The 18,567-nt window shown below is 67.9% G+C and carries 20 protein-coding genes and 1 pseudogene; 10 read left to right on the top strand and 11 right to left on the bottom strand.

The genetic code is table 11. The annotated features are described in order from the left end of the window. Positions 1 to 9 precede the first annotated feature (9 nt). Both KO481_RS02295 and KO481_RS02290 read right to left on the bottom strand, forming a co-directional pair. On the bottom strand, positions 10 to 795 hold the full coding sequence (locus KO481_RS02295) for an amino acid ABC transporter ATP-binding protein (RefSeq protein ID WP_215915229.1): 786 nt from the start codon (positions 793 to 795) through the stop codon (positions 10 to 12). Then, on the bottom strand, positions 792 to 1,733 hold the full coding sequence (locus KO481_RS02290) for an amino acid ABC transporter permease (RefSeq protein ID WP_215915228.1): 942 nt from the start codon (positions 1,731 to 1,733) through the stop codon (positions 792 to 794). The genes KO481_RS02295 and KO481_RS02290 overlap by 4 nt, the downstream gene beginning before the upstream one ends. 242 nt (positions 1,734 to 1,975) lie before the next feature. On the opposite strand from KO481_RS02290, the gene KO481_RS02285 reads away from it, so the two are divergent. Then, positions 1,976 to 2,851, top strand: coding sequence for an SDR family oxidoreductase (locus KO481_RS02285; protein WP_215915227.1), 876 nt, complete (start codon positions 1,976 to 1,978; stop codon positions 2,849 to 2,851). A gap of 38 nt (positions 2,852 to 2,889) precedes the next feature. On the opposite strand, the gene KO481_RS02280 is transcribed toward KO481_RS02285, so the two are convergent. After that, positions 2,890 to 3,093 carry a hypothetical protein gene (locus KO481_RS02280; protein WP_215915226.1) on the bottom strand — a complete coding sequence of 68 codons (204 nt, stop codon included), beginning with the start codon at positions 3,091 to 3,093 and terminating at the stop codon, positions 2,890 to 2,892. Between KO481_RS02280 and KO481_RS02275 the strand changes: the two genes are divergently transcribed. The 3 genes from KO481_RS02275 to KO481_RS02265 all read left to right on the top strand — a co-directional run bounded on the left by KO481_RS02275 (position 3,092) and on the right by KO481_RS02265 (position 5,356). Next, positions 3,092 to 3,496 (top strand): hypothetical protein, encoded by a 405-nt coding sequence (locus tag KO481_RS02275; protein WP_215915225.1) that lies wholly within the window; start codon positions 3,092 to 3,094, stop codon positions 3,494 to 3,496. The two genes, KO481_RS02280 and KO481_RS02275, sit on opposite strands and share 2 nt — an antisense overlap. Positions 3,497 to 3,890: 394 nt before the next feature. Beyond that, positions 3,891 to 4,523, top strand: a complete 633-nt coding sequence (locus tag KO481_RS02270; RefSeq protein ID WP_215915224.1) for a DUF8020 domain-containing protein — start codon at positions 3,891 to 3,893, stop codon at positions 4,521 to 4,523. Positions 4,524 to 4,705: 182 nt separating this feature from the next. Then, positions 4,706 to 5,356 (top strand): hypothetical protein, encoded by a 651-nt coding sequence (locus KO481_RS02265; RefSeq protein WP_215915223.1) that lies wholly within the window; start codon positions 4,706 to 4,708, stop codon positions 5,354 to 5,356. 10 nt (positions 5,357 to 5,366) lie between these two features. Here KO481_RS02265 and KO481_RS02260 read toward each other — a convergent pair whose 3' ends face one another. From KO481_RS02260 to KO481_RS02235, 6 genes and pseudogenes are all read right to left on the bottom strand, one after another. After that, on the bottom strand, positions 5,367 to 5,885 hold the full coding sequence (locus KO481_RS02260) for a flavin reductase family protein (protein ID WP_215915222.1): 519 nt from the start codon (positions 5,883 to 5,885) through the stop codon (positions 5,367 to 5,369). A 28-nt stretch (positions 5,886 to 5,913) separates the two neighbouring features. Continuing rightward, positions 5,914 to 6,321 (bottom strand): annotated as a pseudogene (locus tag KO481_RS02255) (acyl-CoA dehydrogenase family protein); the annotation flags it as partial. A gap of 182 nt (positions 6,322 to 6,503) precedes the next feature. Beyond that, complete coding sequence (sfnG, locus tag KO481_RS02250) at positions 6,504 to 7,619, bottom strand: dimethylsulfone monooxygenase SfnG (RefSeq protein ID WP_215915221.1); 1,116 nt, start codon at positions 7,617 to 7,619, stop codon at positions 6,504 to 6,506. Positions 7,620 to 7,768: 149 nt separating this feature from the next. Beyond that, entirely contained in the window at positions 7,769 to 9,127 is a 1,359-nt protein-coding gene (locus tag KO481_RS02245) for a styrene monooxygenase/indole monooxygenase family protein (RefSeq protein WP_215915220.1), read from the bottom strand. Positions 9,128 to 9,353: 226 nt separating this feature from the next. Further along, positions 9,354 to 10,565, bottom strand: a complete 1,212-nt coding sequence (locus KO481_RS02240) for an acyl-CoA dehydrogenase family protein (protein ID WP_215915219.1) — start codon at positions 10,563 to 10,565, stop codon at positions 9,354 to 9,356. Between the two features lie 138 nt (positions 10,566 to 10,703). After that, positions 10,704 to 11,408, bottom strand: a complete 705-nt coding sequence (locus KO481_RS02235) for a DUF8020 domain-containing protein (RefSeq protein ID WP_245400387.1) — start codon at positions 11,406 to 11,408, stop codon at positions 10,704 to 10,706. A gap of 506 nt (positions 11,409 to 11,914) precedes the next feature. Here KO481_RS02235 and KO481_RS02230 point away from each other — a divergent pair. The 4 genes from KO481_RS02230 to KO481_RS02215 are packed head-to-tail and all read left to right on the top strand — an operon-like array spanning position 11,915 to position 15,637. Next, on the top strand, positions 11,915 to 12,721 hold the full coding sequence (locus KO481_RS02230; protein WP_245400228.1) for an ABC transporter permease: 807 nt from the start codon (positions 11,915 to 11,917) through the stop codon (positions 12,719 to 12,721). Next, positions 12,694 to 13,470: an ABC transporter ATP-binding protein gene (locus tag KO481_RS02225; protein WP_215915217.1), complete on the top strand. Its 777-nt coding sequence runs from the start codon at positions 12,694 to 12,696 to the stop codon at positions 13,468 to 13,470. Before KO481_RS02230 ends, KO481_RS02225 begins: the two co-directional genes overlap by 28 nt. Continuing rightward, entirely contained in the window at positions 13,467 to 14,468 is a 1,002-nt protein-coding gene (locus KO481_RS02220) for an ABC transporter substrate-binding protein (RefSeq protein WP_215915216.1), read from the top strand. Before KO481_RS02225 ends, KO481_RS02220 begins: the two co-directional genes overlap by 4 nt. Before the next feature lie 14 nt (positions 14,469 to 14,482). After that, positions 14,483 to 15,637 (top strand): LLM class flavin-dependent oxidoreductase, encoded by a 1,155-nt coding sequence (locus tag KO481_RS02215; RefSeq protein ID WP_215915215.1) that lies wholly within the window; start codon positions 14,483 to 14,485, stop codon positions 15,635 to 15,637. Positions 15,638 to 15,715: 78 nt separating this feature from the next. Here the strand turns inward: KO481_RS02215 and KO481_RS02210 are convergent, their stop codons facing one another. Beyond that, positions 15,716 to 16,228, bottom strand: a complete 513-nt coding sequence (locus tag KO481_RS02210; protein WP_308166250.1) for a hypothetical protein — start codon at positions 16,226 to 16,228, stop codon at positions 15,716 to 15,718. Between the two features lie 189 nt (positions 16,229 to 16,417). Between KO481_RS02210 and KO481_RS02205 the strand changes: the two genes are divergently transcribed. Beyond that, complete coding sequence (locus KO481_RS02205; protein WP_215915213.1) at positions 16,418 to 16,951, top strand: PadR family transcriptional regulator; 534 nt, start codon at positions 16,418 to 16,420, stop codon at positions 16,949 to 16,951. Between the two features lie 49 nt (positions 16,952 to 17,000). Here the strand turns inward: KO481_RS02205 and KO481_RS02200 are convergent, their stop codons facing one another. Further along, a complete protein-coding gene (locus tag KO481_RS02200; protein ID WP_215915212.1) occupies positions 17,001 to 17,573 on the bottom strand; it encodes an HhH-GPD-type base excision DNA repair protein in 573 nt (190 codons plus the stop codon). A gap of 132 nt (positions 17,574 to 17,705) precedes the next feature. On the opposite strand from KO481_RS02200, the gene KO481_RS02195 reads away from it, so the two are divergent. Next, positions 17,706 to 18,530, top strand: a complete 825-nt coding sequence (locus KO481_RS02195; protein WP_215915885.1) for a methyltransferase domain-containing protein — start codon at positions 17,706 to 17,708, stop codon at positions 18,528 to 18,530. The last annotated feature ends 37 nt before the right edge of the window (positions 18,531 to 18,567 follow it).

Below are 18,567 nucleotides of genomic sequence, written 5' to 3'. Positions count from 1 at the left end.
CGGAACGATTCAGAGAACATGCGCCAGAAAGGCCTTCGTGCGCGGATGGCTGGGCCGGTCCAGTACCTCGGCGGGCGAGCCCTGCTCGACGATCCGGCCGGAGTCCATCAGCACCACGGTGTCGGCCACCTCCCGGGCGAACCCGATCTCGTGGGTAACGATCACCAGCGTGGCGCCCTCGCGGGCCAGGCCGCGGATGACGTCGAGGACCTCGCCGACGAGTTCGGGATCCAGCGCGGAGGTGGGTTCATCGAACAGCACCACCCTGGGGCGCAGGGCCAGGGCGCGCGCGATCGCGACCCGCTGCTGCTGCCCGCCCGAGAGCCGGCGCGGATAGTCGCCCGCCCGATCACCAAGTCCGACCCGTTCCAGCAGCGCCGCCGCCTCCGCCTCGACCTCGGACCGGGGCCTGCGCTGCGCGGAAACCGGTGCGAGCGCTACGTTTTCCAGGACCGTCAGGTGCGGGAACAGATTGAAGTTCTGGAACACGAAACCGATCCGCGCACGCTGGCGCAGGATCTCCCGTTCGCTCAGCTCGTGCAGGACGGCGCCCTTGCGGCGGTAGCCGACGAGTTCGCCGCCGACGCGCACGGTCCCCGCATCGACCTTCTCCAGGTGATTGATGGTGCGCAGGAGGGTCGACTTGCCGGATCCCGAGGGACCCAGGATCGCCGTCACCTCGCCGGGGCGCACCGTCAGATCGATGCCGCACAGCACCTCGTGCGCCCCGAAATGCTTACGGACACCGCGTAATTCCACGGCGTACCCGTCGTCGTGTGCGTGCGGTGCGGTCATCGCCGTCCCCCCGTGATCTCCTCGATGGTGCCGCGCACCCGCTGCCACGGCGTCGGCGGCAGACTGCGCGCGGCGCCCTTCGCGAAGTGCCGTTCGATGTAGTACTGGGCGACGCTGAGCCCGCCGGTCAGCACGATGTACCAGATCGTGGCGACCATCAGCAGCGGCACCACCCGGCCATTGCGGCCGTATATCACCTGGACCTGGTAGAACAGCTCCGCGATCGCCATGACCGAGACGATCGAGGTGCCCTTGAACAGGCTGATCACCTCGTTGGCGGCATTGGGCAGAATGCCCCGCATCGCCTGTGGCGCAACGATAGTAAAGAACTGGCGGCGCCACGGCAGCCCCAGCGACTTGGCGGCCTCGAGCTGCCCCGGATCCACCGAAATGATTCCGGCCCGGATGATCTCGGCCGCATAGGCCGCCTGGTGCAGCGCCAGCCCGATGACCGCGGCGGTGAACCCGCTGATCACCCCGTTCACATCGAAGCTGAACAGCGCTGGGCCGAACGGGATTCCGAACGACAGCCGCTTGTACAGATAGGCGATGTTGAACCAGAACAGCAGCTGCACGATCAGCGGTATCGAGCGGAACGCCCAGATGTAGGCCCACGCGATCACCTGCAGCACAGGTATTTTCGACAGTCGCGCGACGGCGACCACGGTGCCGAGCAGGAATCCGAACAGGGTCCCCCAGAAGGTCAGCTCGAGGGTGACCCGCAGGGCCGCGAGCACCGACCCCGCGGTGAAGTACCGGCCGAAGGTCGGCCAGTCCCAGCCCGGATTGGTGACCAGCCCGTGCGCGAACTGCGCCACCAGCACCAGCGCGAGGGCCGCGGCGAGCCAGCGCCACGGGTGCCGGGTGCGGGCGACCGGCAGGACATCCTCGTCGGTCTCCGGCGCGGCCGGGGAATCGAGGGCAGTCGCAACGCTCATGGGATCCTCCGTCGATCGTCGCGGCCACCCGGTGCCCGTTACGGGCGGTGGGGGCCGCGTCCTCGACGCTAGGCAAGCCGCGGCCGCAAGTCCGCACTCCCGATCAACGTGAATTCAACTGTTTGCGGCGCCTTTCCCGCCCGCCACCGAAGGATCCGCCACGAAGTCGCGCTCATATGTACACAACTGTTCGCAATACTTTAGGGTGGACACGTTGCACCCGAGTTCCAAGGAGTCCGCGCATGAAAGATCTGACCGGCCGCCTCTGCCTGATCACCGGCGCGGCCAGCGGCATCGGCCGGGCCACCGCCCTGGCCGCCGCGCGCGCGGGAGCCCGCCTGTTCCTGACCGATATCGCGGCCGACGGACTGGCCGAGACCGTGGCCCTGGTCCGCACCGAGGGCGGCGAGGTGCTGGGCGCGCGGGCGCTGGACGTCTCCGACTACGACGCGGTCACCCTGTGGGCCAACGAGATTCACGAGGAATACCCGAGCCTGGATATCGTGATGAATATCGCGGGCATCGCGATCTGGGGAACCGTGGAGAACCTCGAACATCGGCACTGGCGCTCGGTGGTCGAGGTCAATCTGATGGGTCCCATCCACATCATCGAGAACTTCCTGCCGCCGATGGTCCGGGCCGGGCGCGGCGGGCACCTGGTCAACGTGTCCTCGGCGGCGGGACTGCTCGCACTGCCCTGGCACGCCGCCTACAGCGCCAGCAAGTTCGGCCTGCGCGGCATCTCGGAGGTATTGCGGTTCGACCTGGAGCGGCACGGCATCGGGGTGAGCCTGGTGGTCCCGGGCGCGGTGCGCACGCCGTTGGTCGGCACCGCGCAGATCATCGGCGTCGACCGCAACGACCCCAGAGTGCAGCGCCTGACCGGCATGTTCGAGGGGCATGCCGCCACGCCGGAGCGGGTGGCCGAACGCATTGTGGACGGTGTGCGGCACAACCGCTTTCTCGTGCACACCTCCGCCGACATCCGGATCGGATACTGGTTCGCCCGGAAATTCGCGCTGCCCTACGAGATCGCGATGCGGCTGGCGAACCGTCAGTTCAGTCGGATGCTCGACAGCCAGCGGCAGCCGCTCAGCAACGCATTAAATCCCGAATAAAACGCACTAAATCCCGAATAATTCGCCACCGCACCGGGTTACTGCTGAGCCACGCAGACGACGAACTGCCGCTGCTTGTAGACCACACCGCGATTGGCGTCGGTGCAGGTGTTCACATCGGCGGTGCCGTGTTTGATGCCCTGCACCCGCACCAGGCCCGGCATCGAGGCATCGCAGTCGGCCGGGGTGGCGGCGCCGCCGGCCATGGACATGCAGCGGCCGACCTCCCAATCGGTGTCCATGCAGAGTGTCTCCGTACCGCCGCCGGGCAGCGCCTGCGGCGCCGAGCGGTCCGAGTCGGTGGGGCACTGCCTGCCCGGCGCCGCCGTGCTCGACACCCGGTACGCCGAATCCGAACTGCCACACGCGGTTCTGGCCAGCGAGGTGCCGTCGACACAGTCGCCCGCGGCCACGGGGGCCGCCACCGGGGCGGAGGTCTTCGTGGTGGTGGTGCTGGTCGTCGTCGAGGGCGATGCCGCGGACGACAGCGTGGGCAGCGGCGCGGCGGCCGGCGTGCGGGAGCCGGAGGCGCTCGGCGCCGACAGGGTCTTGGGCGTCTTGGTCGATTTCGGTGTCGTGGGCGCGGTCGTCGTCGGTTCGGTGGAGGTCGTCGTCGCGCTCGCGCTGGTGTTGTGGGCGTCGTGACCACTCATCGACAAGGCGGCGAAGATCAGGCACGCCATGGCCAATCCGGAGGCAACTACGAAGCCCACCAGAACGACTCCGGCGTGGACACGGCGACGCGGCACTGACCCGTCCTCCAGATCTGTAACGCTTCGGACCTGGATCGCGAGAACCGAAGTTTGGACACCTGCATTTTGCGACCCCTCAGTGCATACACCACCCGCGACTCCGTACGCGAATTGTGAAGCTTCCAATTTTTACTCGATCTCGTCGCGGCGCACAACGAATAACAATTACATAACGATGCTCGCCGCGGTATCGCCAATCACGGGACGCCGCAACAGGCTTCCGACGCGATAGAGTGTTCCGCCGTCCGGCTCATCCGTGTCGGCAATCTGTTTTTAAGGAAACCTGAATGAAGTTCGGCAAGTTCGCCGCTACCGCGTTGCTCGCGGTCGCGACGGTGGGAATCGCCGCGGGTACGGCGAACGCGAGCCCACCGACCTCCACCACTCCCGTTCCCGCACCGGCCAAGGTGATCTCGGCGTCCGGGATCGACAAGGGCGTCGCCTACCACGCCACCCTGTCGGACCTGAACCGCAAGCTCACCACCGTCGTCCAGAACGGCCGCTTCGAACTCGCGCCCGGCGGCGGCGAGGTCGACCTGCGCTCGGGCACCGGCACCACCCTCGCCAAGGTGCCGTTGTCCTACAAGGTGGACGGCAGCACGGTCCACCTCGGGCAGCAGATCAGCGCCGACGGTCATCAGCTGGTGCTGGCGCCGAAGGCGGGCAGCGCCAAGGAGATCGGGCAGCTGCAGCCGGTCAGCTCCATGGCCCGGCTGATGAACCAGATCAACCAGAACGTGGTCGCGATGGTCATCGGCGGCGTGCTGGGCGGCCTCATCGGCGCCGTGGTCGGCCTGTTCTTCCTGAGCTGGCTCACCGGCCCGATCGGACTGCTCGTCGGCGCCCTGGCCGGCGGCGCGATCATGGGTGGCGCCCCGTTCACCAACGCGCTGATGGCGGTCGTTTCCGGCCAGCCCTGATCGTCGAGCGAGGGCCCGCGGCACACCTTCGGGGTCGCGGGCCCCTTGCTTGCACAGCCTCGAAATCCGTGGCTTAATGCGAACGGGGACGGTGAGTCGGCGGAGCTTGCGGAGCCGGCGGGGTGGGTGAACACAGGGCGGATAGCACCGGGGCGCCCACATCGACTCGAGGCTCGAGGGGCATGGACCGAGATTCGCAGCACGACTGGGTGCCGACGGAGGATCCCGAGATGGTCGAGCTCCGGGATCCGTTGTCGCGGTGGGGAGTTCGGATCGTCCGACCCGACTCCACCGAGCTGCCGGGTGAGTTCCTCGTCGAACTGGAGGCGCTGGTTTTCGAGTGGGAGGATACGGCCACCCAGGCCGGGGCCGATGCGTATCTGGCGCTGCGCGGTGTCCAGGAGCAGCAGTCCATCCTGCGCGGCCTGAGCTGGCTCTGCGCCCTGTGGGCGGTGGTCTGCGAGGCGCGACTGGGTAAACCCGCGGACAGCATCATCCGAGATCTGGACTACCGCGGCGGGCGGCGCACCATCCACACCGCGCAGGAGGCGGAGCGCTGGGAGGGCATGACGCGGCGCGTGCGCCTGGGCGCGCTGGCAGCGCTCACCGAGGATCCGCGGGCCGTGGCGGCCTACCGCGTGGCCTGCACCGACCCGGCCGATATCGCCCGGGCGCTGATCGAACACACCCTCGTCCATCTCGACGGATTCAGTCAGGACATGCAGCGCCACAACCTGACCGCGCGCGGCCTGGCCGCCGCGGTGATCTCGCACACCAGCCCAGGTGACGGGCCGCGCCGCAGGCTGTGTTTCCGCCCGGCGCATCCGATCTGACCTCCCGGCCCTACCGCGCGGGGGTGTGGAACTCCTCGGCGTGCAGGCGGCGAAATCGGCTGCCGTGAAAGACGAGTGGATCCACCTCGGCCCGGGTGGCGAGCCGGTGAACTCGCAGGATGACCACGTGGTGGTCGCCCGCGGGAACCTGGGCATCGATCGTCCCCTCGATCCAAGCCGAGGCGCCGTCGACGAAGATCGCCTGGCCCGCACCGTGTTCGAGCTCCAAGTCGGCGAAGCGGTCCCCCGTGCGCGAGGCCAGCGAGCGCGCGGCCTCACGCTGGTCGTTCCCCAGCAGGCTCAGCCCCAGGTGGCTCGCCGCCGCCAGCCGCGGCCAGGTCGTGGAGCTGTTCTGCACGCAGAACGACACCAGCGGCGGATCGAGCGAGACCGGCACGAAGGTACTCACCGCCAATCCGTTTGGCACGCCGCCGATCTCGGCGCAGACGGCCACCACACCGCTGGGAAACGATGCGAAGGCAGCGCGTAATCCAGCACCGTCGGCGGGAATCTCGTTCAGGTCCGGCATGGCATACCTCTCTCCTGTCCGCCGCGCCTCACAGCACTCCGTGCAGCGGCGGCGGGGTGTCGTGCAGCAGGGCGCGACCCAGGTGCTGATACTTCCAGCGCACCGGATCGTGCAGCGTATGGGTACGGGCATTGCGCCAGAAGTGGTCGAGATTCAGATCCGCTGCCGCACTGCGGGTTCCGACAATCTCGAACAGTGCCGCGGACATGTCGGTGACCGCCCGGTCCGCGGTGATCTTGGCGGCGGCGACCGCGAGCGATGCCCGGGCCACGAGTTCGGCGTCGGGGGCACCGATCGCGGCATCCACCTCGAGCCCCGCCGCGGTCAGGGTGGCCTCGGCCGCGGTCACGGCGACCGACAGCTCGCCGATCCGCTGAATCACCAGCGGATCGTCGGCCGCGCGATCGACTCCGGCCTCGAACCACGGGCGGCTGCGCAGTTGCTCGATCTGTCGATACGGCAACTGCCGCAACCGATCCCGCTCCGCGGCCCCGGGCCCGAAATCGGCCGCCAGCTCCCGGGCCACCCGCAGGGCCTGATCGGCCGAGGTTATGCGCTCGGCCGGCGCGGCATCCGGCCCGGCAGATCCGGACACCGCGTCCTGCGGCGGGGCGGACATCAGCCCGCCACCGCCGCGGGCGCTCGCTGTGCCTCCAACTCTCGTACCAGCGGCAGCACCCGCCGGCCGAAGTATTCGACCTCCTCCTGGAAATGCAGGAACCCCGCCAGAATCAGATCCACTCCGAGGTCGCGGTAAGCGACGATTCGCTCGGCGATCTGCTCCGGGGTGCCGATCAAACCGGTCCGGAAGCCGTCGTTGTACTGCACCAGATCCTCGAAGGTCGAGTCGGCCCACATGCCCTTGCGGTCCGCGGTCGACGGGCCCGCCTGCTGCACCGCGTCGTGAAACCCCTGCACCGCGGGACGATTCGCCTTGTCGATGATCTCGCGGAGGGTGTCGCGGGCCTCGGCCTCGGTATCGCGGGCGATGATGAACGCGTTGAGCCCGAATTTCACCTCCCGACCGTGCTCGCGGGCCACCTCGCGCACATCGTCCAACTGCTCGGTGACGCCGTCGAAATCCTTGCCGTTGGAGAAGTACCAGTCGGCATAGCGGCCGCCGTTGCGGCGGGCGGCGGTGGAGTTGCCGCCCTGGAACAGTTCGGGATTCGGCCGCGCCTCGGTATTGAGCGGCTTGGGTTTCAGGGTGAAATCGCGAATCCGGTAGAAGTCACCGGCGTAGTCGACCGCGTCCTCGGTCCAGATCTTGCGGATCACCTCGAGGAATTCGGCGCTGCGCCGGTACCGTTCGTCGTGTTCGAGCCACGGCTCGCCCAGCGCCTGGAATTCCCCGGCGAACCAGCCCGAGACGACGTTGATGGCGAACCTGCCGCCGGACAGATGATCGGCGGTGGCGCCGAACTTGGCCAGCACCGCCGGATGCCACAGCCCCGGATGCACGGCCGCGATGACCTTCAGCCGCTCGGTGGCCCCCAGCAGCGCCAGGCTGAACGACGTCGATTCGTGCTGGTACTCGGCGCCGTACGAGGCGGTGTAACGCACCTGGGACAGGGCGTAGTCGAAGCCGTTCTGCTCGGCGGTGCGGGCCAGCGTCCTGTTGTACTCGAAGTCCCAGCCGGTGCGCTGCTCGATATCGCTGGTGACCAGCCCGCCGCTGACGTTGGGCACCCAGTACGCGAATTGTGTTTTCCCGGCGATCTTTTCGGTGCTCATGTGTGCTCCCAGTGGTTTCCGGTGACGTGCCGGCGGTCCGGATCGTGCGTCGCCCCCGCTGCCCCCTCACTTCAGCACCGGGGGCGAGGCCGCACGAGGTTTTGAATCGCCGCGATCGCATCGCCGGCGACGGTGGGATACGCACGGAGCTAGGCGGCGTATCGCGAGCGAGCGAAGCGCCCGGCGGGCTCGAACCTGCCCAGTAGCGTGTCGGCATCCACGCCCGAGACCTCCTTGATGAATCCGTCGGCCGCGGCGAGCGATTCGATGTCTCCGAAGGGCTGCGGCCGGTGCAGCAGCCCGACCAGCGCCGTGGCGAATTGCGGATCTACCGCGGCCGCGGCGAAGAAGCGGCCACCGATGTCCGCGAATTCGGGGTCGCTGAGGAACAGCCGGGTGACCTTGCTCGCCGCATCCGAACGGGCGCTCAGGAATTCGGCGTATCGGGCGCCGAGCCATTCCCGGTCGAACGGCCCCTCGTGCGCCTTCGCGGCCGCGACCAGCCGCTGCGCCTGGACCAACCCGCTCTGGGCACCCTGACCCGCGATCGGGTCGTAGGACACCGCGGTGTCGCCCAGGGCGCCGACCACGTGCCCGCTCGCGGTGGCGCCGACTCCGGACCGCACCACCGGCCGGACCGCGCCCCGCAGCCACGAGTGTGGATCCTCGGAGATCGTCTGTGTGGCAAGCACTTCCGGAAGATCCCAGTCGACGTAGTCGCGATACAGGTCCGCGACGATGCGGTGCGCGGACGCGGCGGAATCCGCGCCCGCGAATCGCCGTTCCCAGTCGCTCCCTGGCCGGGCCCAGCCCAGGAAGGCCCACGCGGGCCCGGCGTCCTTGTGTAGGTACGGTCCCCACCACGCCTCGCCCTGCTCGGCCAGGATCGAGAATCCGCTGTGCGCACCGCCGTCCGGGCTGCGGTGCGCGAAAACGTCGGGGCCGTAGCCGAGTCCGGTTACCGTCACGGTCAACAGGCTGCGTTGCGGCGCGCTGTATACGGTGCGCACCGGATCGATCGCGAACAGATCCGCGAGCCCGCCCCGGCCGGTGGCCACCAGGGTCAGGTCGTTGCGGCCCGCGATCGCATCGAGCGTCTCCGGGGTGACCGCATCCACGACGAATCGCCCGCCGCGTTCCTGGAATGCGGTCAGGCGTTCGTCCGCCTTGAGACGGGTATCGACCGCGACGCCCGCATATCCGTCGAAATTGCCGTCGAATGCGATCAATTCGGCGTTCTCGGGCCCGGCGATGCGGACGCTGAGCCCGGTGTGCCGGGGCGCGCGATCGAGATAGGTGTCCAGGCCGAGCGCGGCCTCGGCGGCCTGGGCCTCCCCGAATTCCAGCGCGGTGCCGGTGGCGGGCACGTCGTCACGCAGGGCGCGCTGGTCCCGATCGCTGTGGACTGTGACCTCGAATCCGGCGTCCAGCAGACCCAGTGCCGCCGTCACACCGGTCTGCCCGGCACCGATTATCGCGGCCTTTCGTATTGAATTCTGTGTCGTCATAACGAAATTCTGCTACCCGCATCCGCGGCGCCGGAGCATTGCAATCACCGAGAACCGATCGCAGGGTTGAAGTCGGCTGTGAATCGGCTGGGATTTGTTTCCTTTCCGGCCCGCACGGCCTGCAATGGTTTCGATCCCTGTGATCGCAAACGAATACGAAAGGAATGAACGGTGAGAAACATGGAGCGTCGGTGCGGCGGCCGTACCTGTCGCCGCACCGGCGCGCTCAGCGCGCCTGCTCCCGCGTTCCAGCGCTCCATGCGAACGGCAGCTCGGTGCCGTTGAGCAGATGATCGCCGATAGCGCGGGCCTTCTGGATGGCCGGATTGTGCACCGAAATGGTGCGGGCATTGCGCCAATGCCGGTCCAGGCGAAGCCGTTCGGACACGATCGAGGCGCCGCCCACCTCGAACAGCCGCGTGGTAGCGGCGAGCACGACGTCGATCACGCCGAGTTGTGCTTGGGCCGAGGCCAATTCGAGAGCGGCCAGCTCGTCGTGGTCACCGGCACCGGCGTCGAGCACCACGTCGAGCCGATCGGCCACCGCGAGCACCGTGGCCCGCGCGGTGAAGGCCGCGGCCGAGAGCTGGCCGATCACCTGCTGCACCAACGGATCCCGGCGGGGCAACGCGGCCGCGGCGTGGGTGTAGCTGCGGGTGCGTTCGCTCACCCACGCCCGGACGTCCGCCTCGGCCCGCCGGGCGATGCCGGCGAGCACCGCCAGCTGCACCAGTTGCAGATACGCGGTGGAGTAGGTGGGTCCGGCGGCGCCGTAGCCCGGTCCCGTGATCCGGTCCGAGGTTATCGCGACGTTATCGAATTCCGTTGTGCCACTGGCGGTCAGCCGTTGCCCGAAACCGTCCCAATCATCGTGGAGGCGCACGCCCGCGGCGGCGGCATCGACCAGCACGGACACCCGCTCGCCGTGGCGATCGGCCGCCACGAGAATGTAGTCCGCGTACAGCGAGCCGGTGCTGTAGTACTTGACGCCGTTCAAACGCCAGTCCGGACCGTCCGGGGTGAGGGTGGTCCGATACCGGTCCACGGCGCCCACGCCCGGTTCGGTGATGGCGTTTCCGACCAGCGCGCCGCCGGCGACCGCACGCAGCCATCGCTCCCGGTCGGGCCCCGGCGCGGCCAGCAACTGATCCTCGACGAAGGCGAAATGCACCCGAAGTGCCTGTGGCAGATTCGATTCGGCCGCCGCCAGGTCGATCAGCAGCGAGAACAGCCGGCGCGTACTGACGCCGAATCCGCCGAACTCGACGGGCACCCGCAGCGCCCCGAAGTTGGCCGCCCGCAACCAGCCGACCTCCTCGTGCGGCAGGCGGCGGTCGATCTCGCGCTGGACCGCGCCGGCGGCGATCCGATCGAACAGGGGCGCGAATGTCTCGTCGAGTTCGCGATCGGAAAGGGTTTGGGGAGCAATGGAAGTCATACCCGACGATGGCGCGGGCGCGGCCTCGGCTCACGGGTTGTGCGCAGCGGGATCGAAACGACCCAGGAAAACAGCTGATCCCGCCCGGCCGAAGCCGGGCGGGATCATCCGTGTCTGACTACTTCGCCTCGAAACGAATTACTTCGCCGGGGTGAAGGGCGCGTTGATGGTGGTGAAGTACTGAATCGCGGCCAGGACGGCGACCGGAGCGGTCACCAGCAGCTGACCCGCCAGGGTGCCCAGCGCGCCGACGGCGATGATGCCGCCCAGGCAGCCGATCGCGGCGGCGGGAATGAACGCGCCGAACAGGCCCACGATCGCGGCCGCGGACACGGTCGCACCCGCGATACCACCCAGGACGCAACCCACCGCGCCGCCGCTCAGGCCACCGACCAGGGTGCCGATGGTGGCGCCCGTGGAGACGGTGTCCTTCATGCGGTTCCAGGCCGCCTGCTCACGGTCGTACGGGGTCTTCCACGGCGCGGTGTTCTGGTAAGGCAGGTCGACCGGCTTGTACACCGCGTGCGCCACATCGAACTGCGGGGTCAGGGTCGCGGTGTGATCCGCGATATCCGCCGCGATCGGGAACTCGAAATCATCCACCCGGAACTTCAGCTGGGTGCCGGCCAGGGTGGTGCCGTTGGCGGCCTTGATCTTGAAGACCCCGTTCTCCACATCCATGGAGCCCGCATCGGTCTTGATAATCGTGGAGGTCTTGGTCGTAGTCGCCTTGTAGTCGACCGCGCCGTTGGCGGCGGCCGGGGCGGGGGCAGCATTGGCGGCACCGGCGGTAACGCCGAGAGCAGCGGTCACGAGAGCCGCGACCACCGCGAATTTCCTCATCTTCACTTCGGTATTCCCTCATCATCAGGCTGCAGAATGGAACTGCTGCAGCGTCGCGCAATCTTCCGGCAAATCACGTCCGACGCGGAACCCTTTAGCTCGAAAAGCTCAATTTCAGCTTTTCGCGCCCGGATTCCGCTACACCTGGTCTGCACTCCCAGGTGGAAACGTTGTCCCCCCGGTACCGAGGCACCGAGTTTTGATCCACCGACCGGGTCGTCATCGCGCACTGGACGGCCCGGTAGCGGCGAAGATTACCCAGCCGCGGTAAACGGCGCGTGTACCGTCAGTTAACTACTCAACGAAACGCCGAGATCACGGCCGATATGGCAATTACCGGCCGATCCCCGACAGCCTGGTACATCCGACGGCGCGTGAACCAGGTTAAGAAGCATCGAGATTTCAACCGGTGACCCGAGGCCACGAACTGGGCACTATCGGATGCCGCACCGCCGACGCACGCGGCGCCGCCGACCGATTTCCCCACCACCGCACGAGGTTTTCCGTTGTCATCGACTACTCTGCGGCCGGCGACCGTTCGCCTGGCGCACCTGCCATCCGGGCGGTGGGTCAGGCTGATCAGCCCGATACTGATCGTGGCGCTGTGGCAGCTGGCCAGCGGCACCGGCATACTCCCCCAGCGCCTGCTGGCCTCCCCGTTCACCACGCTCACCACCGCGATCAACATCACCCGCGACGGCACCCTGCCGCACGCGATCGCGATATCGCTGCAGCGTGCGGCGATCGGATTCGTCATCGGTGCGGTGCTCGGCATCGGCCTGGCGTTGCTGGCCGGACTGAGCGTCGTGGCCGAGCAGATCATCGATCCACCCCTGCAGATGCTGCGCACGCTGCCGTTCTACGGCCTGATCCCGCTGCTGATCCTCTGGTTCGGCATCGGTGAGCTGCCCAAGATCGTGCTGGTGGCCTTCGGCGTCGCAATTCCGCTCTATCTCAACACCTTTGCCGGAATCCGTGGCGTGGACGGCAAACTCGCCGAACTCGCGCGGGTCCAGCGCCTGTCGAAGGTCGGGCTGGTCCGCCACATCGTGCTGCCCGGCGCGTTGCCGCAGGCGCTGGTGGGGCTGCGCCAGTCACTCGGAATCGCCTGGCTCGCACTGATCGTGGCCGAGCAGGTCAATGCCGATGCGGGCCTCGGCTATCTGATCGACAACGCGCGCGACTTCCTGCGCACCGACGTGATCCTCGTCGGCCTGCTGGTCTACAGCCTGCTGGGGCTGCTCACCGACGCCGTTGTGCGGCTCATCGAAAGGAAGGCACTGGCATGGCGACGCGATTTCTTGGCGAGCTGAGCGAGCCCGCGGCGATCACCGCACCCGAGGCGGCCGCACCCTCGCCCGTGGCGCGAATCAAGAAGCTGACCAAGGCATTCGGCGATCGAACCGTCCTGGACGGCATTGATCTGGACATCGCCCGCGGCGAATTCGTCGCGCTGCTGGGCCATAGCGGCACCGGCAAGTCCACCCTGTTGCGCGCCCTGGCCGGGCTCGATCGGGACCACGATGGCGAGCTGACCGTCGAGGGCGAGGTCGCCGTCGCCTTTCAGGAACCGCGCCTGGTGCCCTGGAAGCGCGTGCACGCCAACGTGACTCTCGGGCTGCGCCATCCCGACCCGCGCTCCGCGGCCCGCGCGGCCCTGACCGAGGTCGGGCTCGGCGATCGCGCCGATGCCTGGCCGCTGACGCTGTCCGGCGGGGAGGCACAGCGTGCCTCGCTGGCCCGCGCCCTGGTCCGGGAGCCGGATCTGCTGCTGCTCGACGAGCCCTTCAGTGCGCTGGATGCGTTGACCCGCATCACCATTCACGAGCTCGTCCTGCAGCTGTGGTCGCGCCATCGGCCGGGCGTGCTGCTGGTCACCCACGACGTCGACGAGGCGCTGCTGCTGGCCGATCGCGCGCTGGTGCTCGGGCACGGCCGCCTGGCCCGCGAGCTACCGATCGACCTACCCCGGCCGCGCCGCCGCGACCACCCCCGATTCACCACCCTGCGCACCGAATTGCTCGCCGAGCTCGGCGTCGACGTCGAAGAAGGAACCGCATGATCACACGCAGACTGTTCGCCGCGCTCGCGCTGACCGCCGCCCTGGCCACGGCCTGCGCCTCGAACGACGGCAAGGATACGGCGGTTCGCGCCGACGGCACCGTCGACCTGTCCCAGGTGACGCTGCACCTCGGCGACCAGAAGGGCACCGGCCTGCAGGCGCTGCTGCAGGCCGCCGGTGAGCTGAAAAACGTTCCGTACCACATCAGTTGGTCGCAGTACACCTCCGGGCCGCCGATGCTGGAGGCGGTCAACTCCGGGGCGGTCGACCTCGGGGGCGTGGGCAATGCACCGGTGGTCGTCGCGGCGGCGGCACATTCGGCCCTGAAGATCGTCACCGCGTACGGCGTCGGCCTCGGCGGTCAGGACATCCTGGTACCGCAGGATTCGCCGATTCACGCCCCGGCGGACCTGCGCGGCAAGAAGATCGCCGTCGCCAAGGGCACGTCGGCGAATTATCACCTGCTGCAGGTGCTGACCAAGAACGATCTGAAGCTCGGTGACGTACAACCGCAGTACCTGCAGCCCGCCGACGCGCTGGCCGCGCTGTCCACCGGCCGGGTCGACGCGTGGGCGATCTGGGACCCGTATTCGGCGCAGGCACAGCAGCAGACCGGGGCGCGAATCCTCGCCGACGGCATCGGATATGTCGGTCCCGACTCGTACTACGTCGCGGGCACCGCGGCCCTGGGCAGCAAGTCCAAGACCGCGGCGCTGCACGATCTGATCGCGCGCATCGGCCGGGCACACGCCTGGGTGAACGCTCATCCGGAGGGGTGGGCGCAGACCTACGCGCAGAACACCGGCCTGCCAGTGGCGGCGACCACCGTCGCGGTGAAACGCGGTGCTTACCACGATCATCCGCTCGATGCCACCGCCATCGCACAGGAGCAGCAGGTGGCCGACGCCTTCGCCGCGGCCGGCCTGATCCCGAACAAGATCAGCATCGCGGATATCGCGGACACCCGCTTCAACGACCTGTTCCCCACCACCTCCTGAAGGGAGTCGCTCGAATGAGTCTGTCTTTCCACTGGTTTCTGCCCACCTACGGCGACTCCCGCGACCTGGTCGCGGGCGGCCACGGCACCTCGATGGCGGGCGACCGCCCGGCCTCGCTGCGCTATCTCAACCAGATCGCCGGCGCCGCGGAGGAGAACGGCTTCGAGGCGGTGCTCACCCCGACCGGCGCCTGGTGTGAGGACGCCTGGCTCACCACCGCCATGCTCGTGGAAACCACCGAGGCACTGAAGTTCCTGGTGGCGCTGCGGCCCGGGCTCGTCAGCCCGACGCTGGCCGCGCAGATGGCCGGGACGTTCCAGCGGCACTCACGCGGACGGCTGCTGCTCAACGTCGTCACGGGCGGCGAACCACACGAACAGCAGGCCTACGGGGACTTCCTGGACAAGGAACAGCGCTACGAGCGCACCGGCGAGTTCCTGGACGTGGTGCGCAACCTGTGGGCCGCGCGGGAGCCGATCAGCTTCGAGGGCAAGCATATTCGCGTCACCGATGCCCTTCTCAACAACCATCCCGATCCGGTCCCGCCGGTCTTCTTCGGCGGTTCCTCGGCCGCGGCGGGACCCGTCGCCGCCCGATACGCCGATACCTATCTCACCTGGGGCGAGCCGCTGTTCGCGGTGAGCAAGAAGCTGGAGTGGATTCGCCGCCTGGCGGTGGACCAGGGCCGCAAGCTCGACTACGGACTGCGCATTCACGTCATCACCCGGGACACCTCCGAACAGGCCTGGGCCGAGGCGAATCGGCTGCTCGAGGCGATCGATCCGGCGGATATCGAACGCGTGCAGGCGAATCTGGCGCGCACCGATTCCGAGGGACAGCGGCGGATGCTGGAATTGCACGGCGGCAGCACCGATCGCCTGGAGATCGCCCCCAATCTCTGGGCGGGCGTCGGGCTGGTGCGCGGCGGCGCGGGCACCGCCCTGGTCGGCTCCCACGAGGAGGTCGCCGAGCGCCTGATCGAATACTCGCGCCTGGGGATAACCCAGTTCATCCTCTCGGGCTATCCCCATGTGGAGGAGGCGTACTGGTTCGGCGAGGGCGTGCTGCCCATCCTGCGGCGTCGCGGCCTGTGGAGGCCGCCCGTGGAGCGGACCACCGTACTCCCGGCGCGGATTCCCTTCGCCGAGGCCGCCGCGAGCAGCAGCTGATCCCCTTGCACACACAAATCGGTCCCGGCGGCATTGCGCCACCGGGACCGATGCGTATCTGCCACGCGGGCCGGCGAGTTATGCGAGCCGCCCGCCTTCGGCATCCGCCGTGTCGCCGAAACCCGCTCGCCGCCTGGCGATATCCGGATACCGCGCGGTGAAGACCGCGGCCAGGACGAAGAATCCGAACTTGGCGATGAGCAGCGGCGTCGTCGCGTGCGGATACCGCATCTGCAACACGGTCAGCGTCACCGCGTCCAGCGTGAAGCAGATCGCCCAGACCGTCGTGATCACGACATTGATTCGACGGAAAAGCGGTGTGGTGGCAATGAATTCATCAACCTGGCGACGAGCGATGCCGGTGGTGAACGGGCGCCCGATCGCCAGCCCGAACCACGCGGTCACGGCCAGCCAGCCGAACGACAGCGCCGTGCCGTATTGCAGAACAGCCAGATGTGGCGCAGCGCAGGCTAATACGGCGATGACCAACATGTACGCACCGGTCGAGATATCAAGAATCAATGCGTCCCAGGGCATTCCGGAGCGACGCTCGTTGATCAGCAGTATCAGCGCCGCGGCCAGGCCGGCCACCGCGCCCGCTCGGACGTCGAAGCCGCTGACGACCGCGAAGACGATCCACGGGAGGAAGGACCGAGCGTAGTTCTTGATCATGATGGCGCCTTTCACGGCATATTCCAGTTCTGACAGGTTGAGACTAGAAGTATCTGATCAGACATGTCAATAGTGATATGTCGAGTCAAACCTGTTAACCTAGGAAGCATGAGCCTTCGTCATGCGGTACTCGGCCTGCTCGTCGAGAAGGGCCGGGCCAGCGGGTACGACCTGCTGAAAACCTTCGACATGTCGCTGGCCGGCGTCTGGCCCGCGACGCAGAGTCAGCTCTATACCGAGCTGGGCAAACTCGCCACGGAAGGTCTGATCGAGGTGACCGCCGAGGGCGCGCGCGGCCGCAAGGAATACGAGATCACCGCATCGGGCCGCGAGGAGCTGCGGCACTGGCTCACCGAGGTCCCGCCCAAGCGTCCACTGCGCGACGAGGCCCTGCTCCGGATCTTCTTCCTCGGACAGCTCGATCCGGAGCAGGCCCGCCGCTACCTGCTCGACGGCGTCGAATACCTCACCCGGCACATCGAGGAGCTGCAGACCACCGAGGAAACCATCGACTGGGACGCGGACAACCTGTCCCGCTACGGCCGCCTGGTGCTGGATTACGGCATCAGCACCCTGAGCCTGCGCCGGGAATGGCTCGCGCAGACCGCCGACGAGGTCGCGCCGGAATCGGCGGCCACCTGAGCCATCAGCTCTTCGTCGATGCCTGCCACCGACTGTCTCTGCGGGGAAACTATTTCTTCGCCGCGGCCTTCTCCTGCTTCTTGAACGCCCGCACCTCGAGCAGCGTCTCGGCATCGGTGATATCGGCGGCCGAGCGCCGCGAACCCTTCTCCGCGAACTCCGCCGCCGCCTTCTCCCACCCCTTCGGCCGCACGCCGAGCTGCTTTCCCAGCAACGCCAGGAAGATCTTGGCCTTCCGATCGCCGTATCCCGGAAGTTCTTTCAGCCGGCGCAGTACCTCCTTGCCGTCCGGATCATCCAGGGTCCAGATTCTTTCGGTTTCCCCGTCGTAATGCTCGAGCACGTACCGCGCGAGCTCCTGCGTCCGGCGGGCCATGGAGCGGCCGTACCGATGGATCGCCGGCGGTGTCGAGGCCAGTTCCTCGAATTCGGCCGGATCCGCGGCCGCGATCTTGCGAATATCGAATCCGCCCATGCGGTCGGCGAGTTTGCGCGGCCCGCGAAACGCGTGCTCGAGGGGAAACTGTTGATCCAAAAGCATCCCTGTGAGCAGCGCGAACGAATCCGTGGACAGCAATTCGTCCGCTTCGGGCTCCTGGGCCAGGCACAGCGATGGGCTCATGAACCCAATTATGACGCCAAGCACAAACGAACCGGCGAGTAGCCATTCCCGCCGGTTAGGCTCTGCCATATGCCTGACACTTTGGTGATACCCACGGTGAATACGGCGCCGACGGATGGAACGGCAAGTCATATGGCGCCCACACCCAACTCCACGCCCCCCGCCCGGCGACCTGACCGGTTCGACCGCGAAGGACATGATCAGCTCATCGACGTCCGCGACCTGCAGGCCGCGCTGCCCGGCATCCACCGCCTGCGGGCCTGGGCCCACGAGGCCCTGGCCGTGCGGGCCGGGGAGAGCGCGGTCGATATCGGCTCCGGCACCGGATCGGAGGTCATGGCCCTGGCCGAGGCGGTCGGTCCCGAGGGCCTGGCGGTCGGCGTGGAGCCCGATCCCGGACTGCTCACCGCGGCACAGCGCCGCGCCACCGAGGCCGGTTCGACCGCGAAATTCGCACCCGGCGACGCCTACGGCCTGCCGTTCGGCGCCGAATCCTTCGATGCGGCGCTGTGCGAGCGCGTCTTCCAGCATCTGACCGCGCCAGCCCGCGCCACCGCGGAGATCGCCCGCGTGCTGCGCCCCGGCGGCCGCGTGGTGGTGATGGACAGCGACTGGGGCACCGCGATCGTGCATCCCGGTAACCGGCAGGTGGTACAGGCGGTGATCGACACGCTGACCACCAACACCACCAACCCGTTCTCCGGGCGTCGCCTGCCCGGTCTGCTGCGCCAGGCCGGACTGGTGATCGACGAGGTCGGATCGCATGCGCTGGTCCAGGACAGCAGCATCGGCGCCGGCGCGCTGGTGGCGCGCGTCTCCGCGATGGCGGTGGCGCGCGGCGCCATCACCGAGGAACAGCGCGAGAAACTGCTCGCCGACCTGGAGGCAGGCGCCGAATCCGGCGATATCCACCTGTCGGTGACCATGTTCGCGGTCTTGGCGCACAAGCCGCAATAGCCACGGAAAGAAGGCAGCCCCGGCGGATATCCACCGG

It is taken from the genome of Nocardia albiluteola (assembly GCF_018860155.1).
GTDB lineage: Bacteria > Actinomycetota > Actinomycetes > Mycobacteriales > Mycobacteriaceae > Nocardia > Nocardia albiluteola.
The sequence above is the reverse complement of the archived record's forward strand: the minus strand, read 5'-3'. Positions and strand labels throughout refer to the sequence as shown.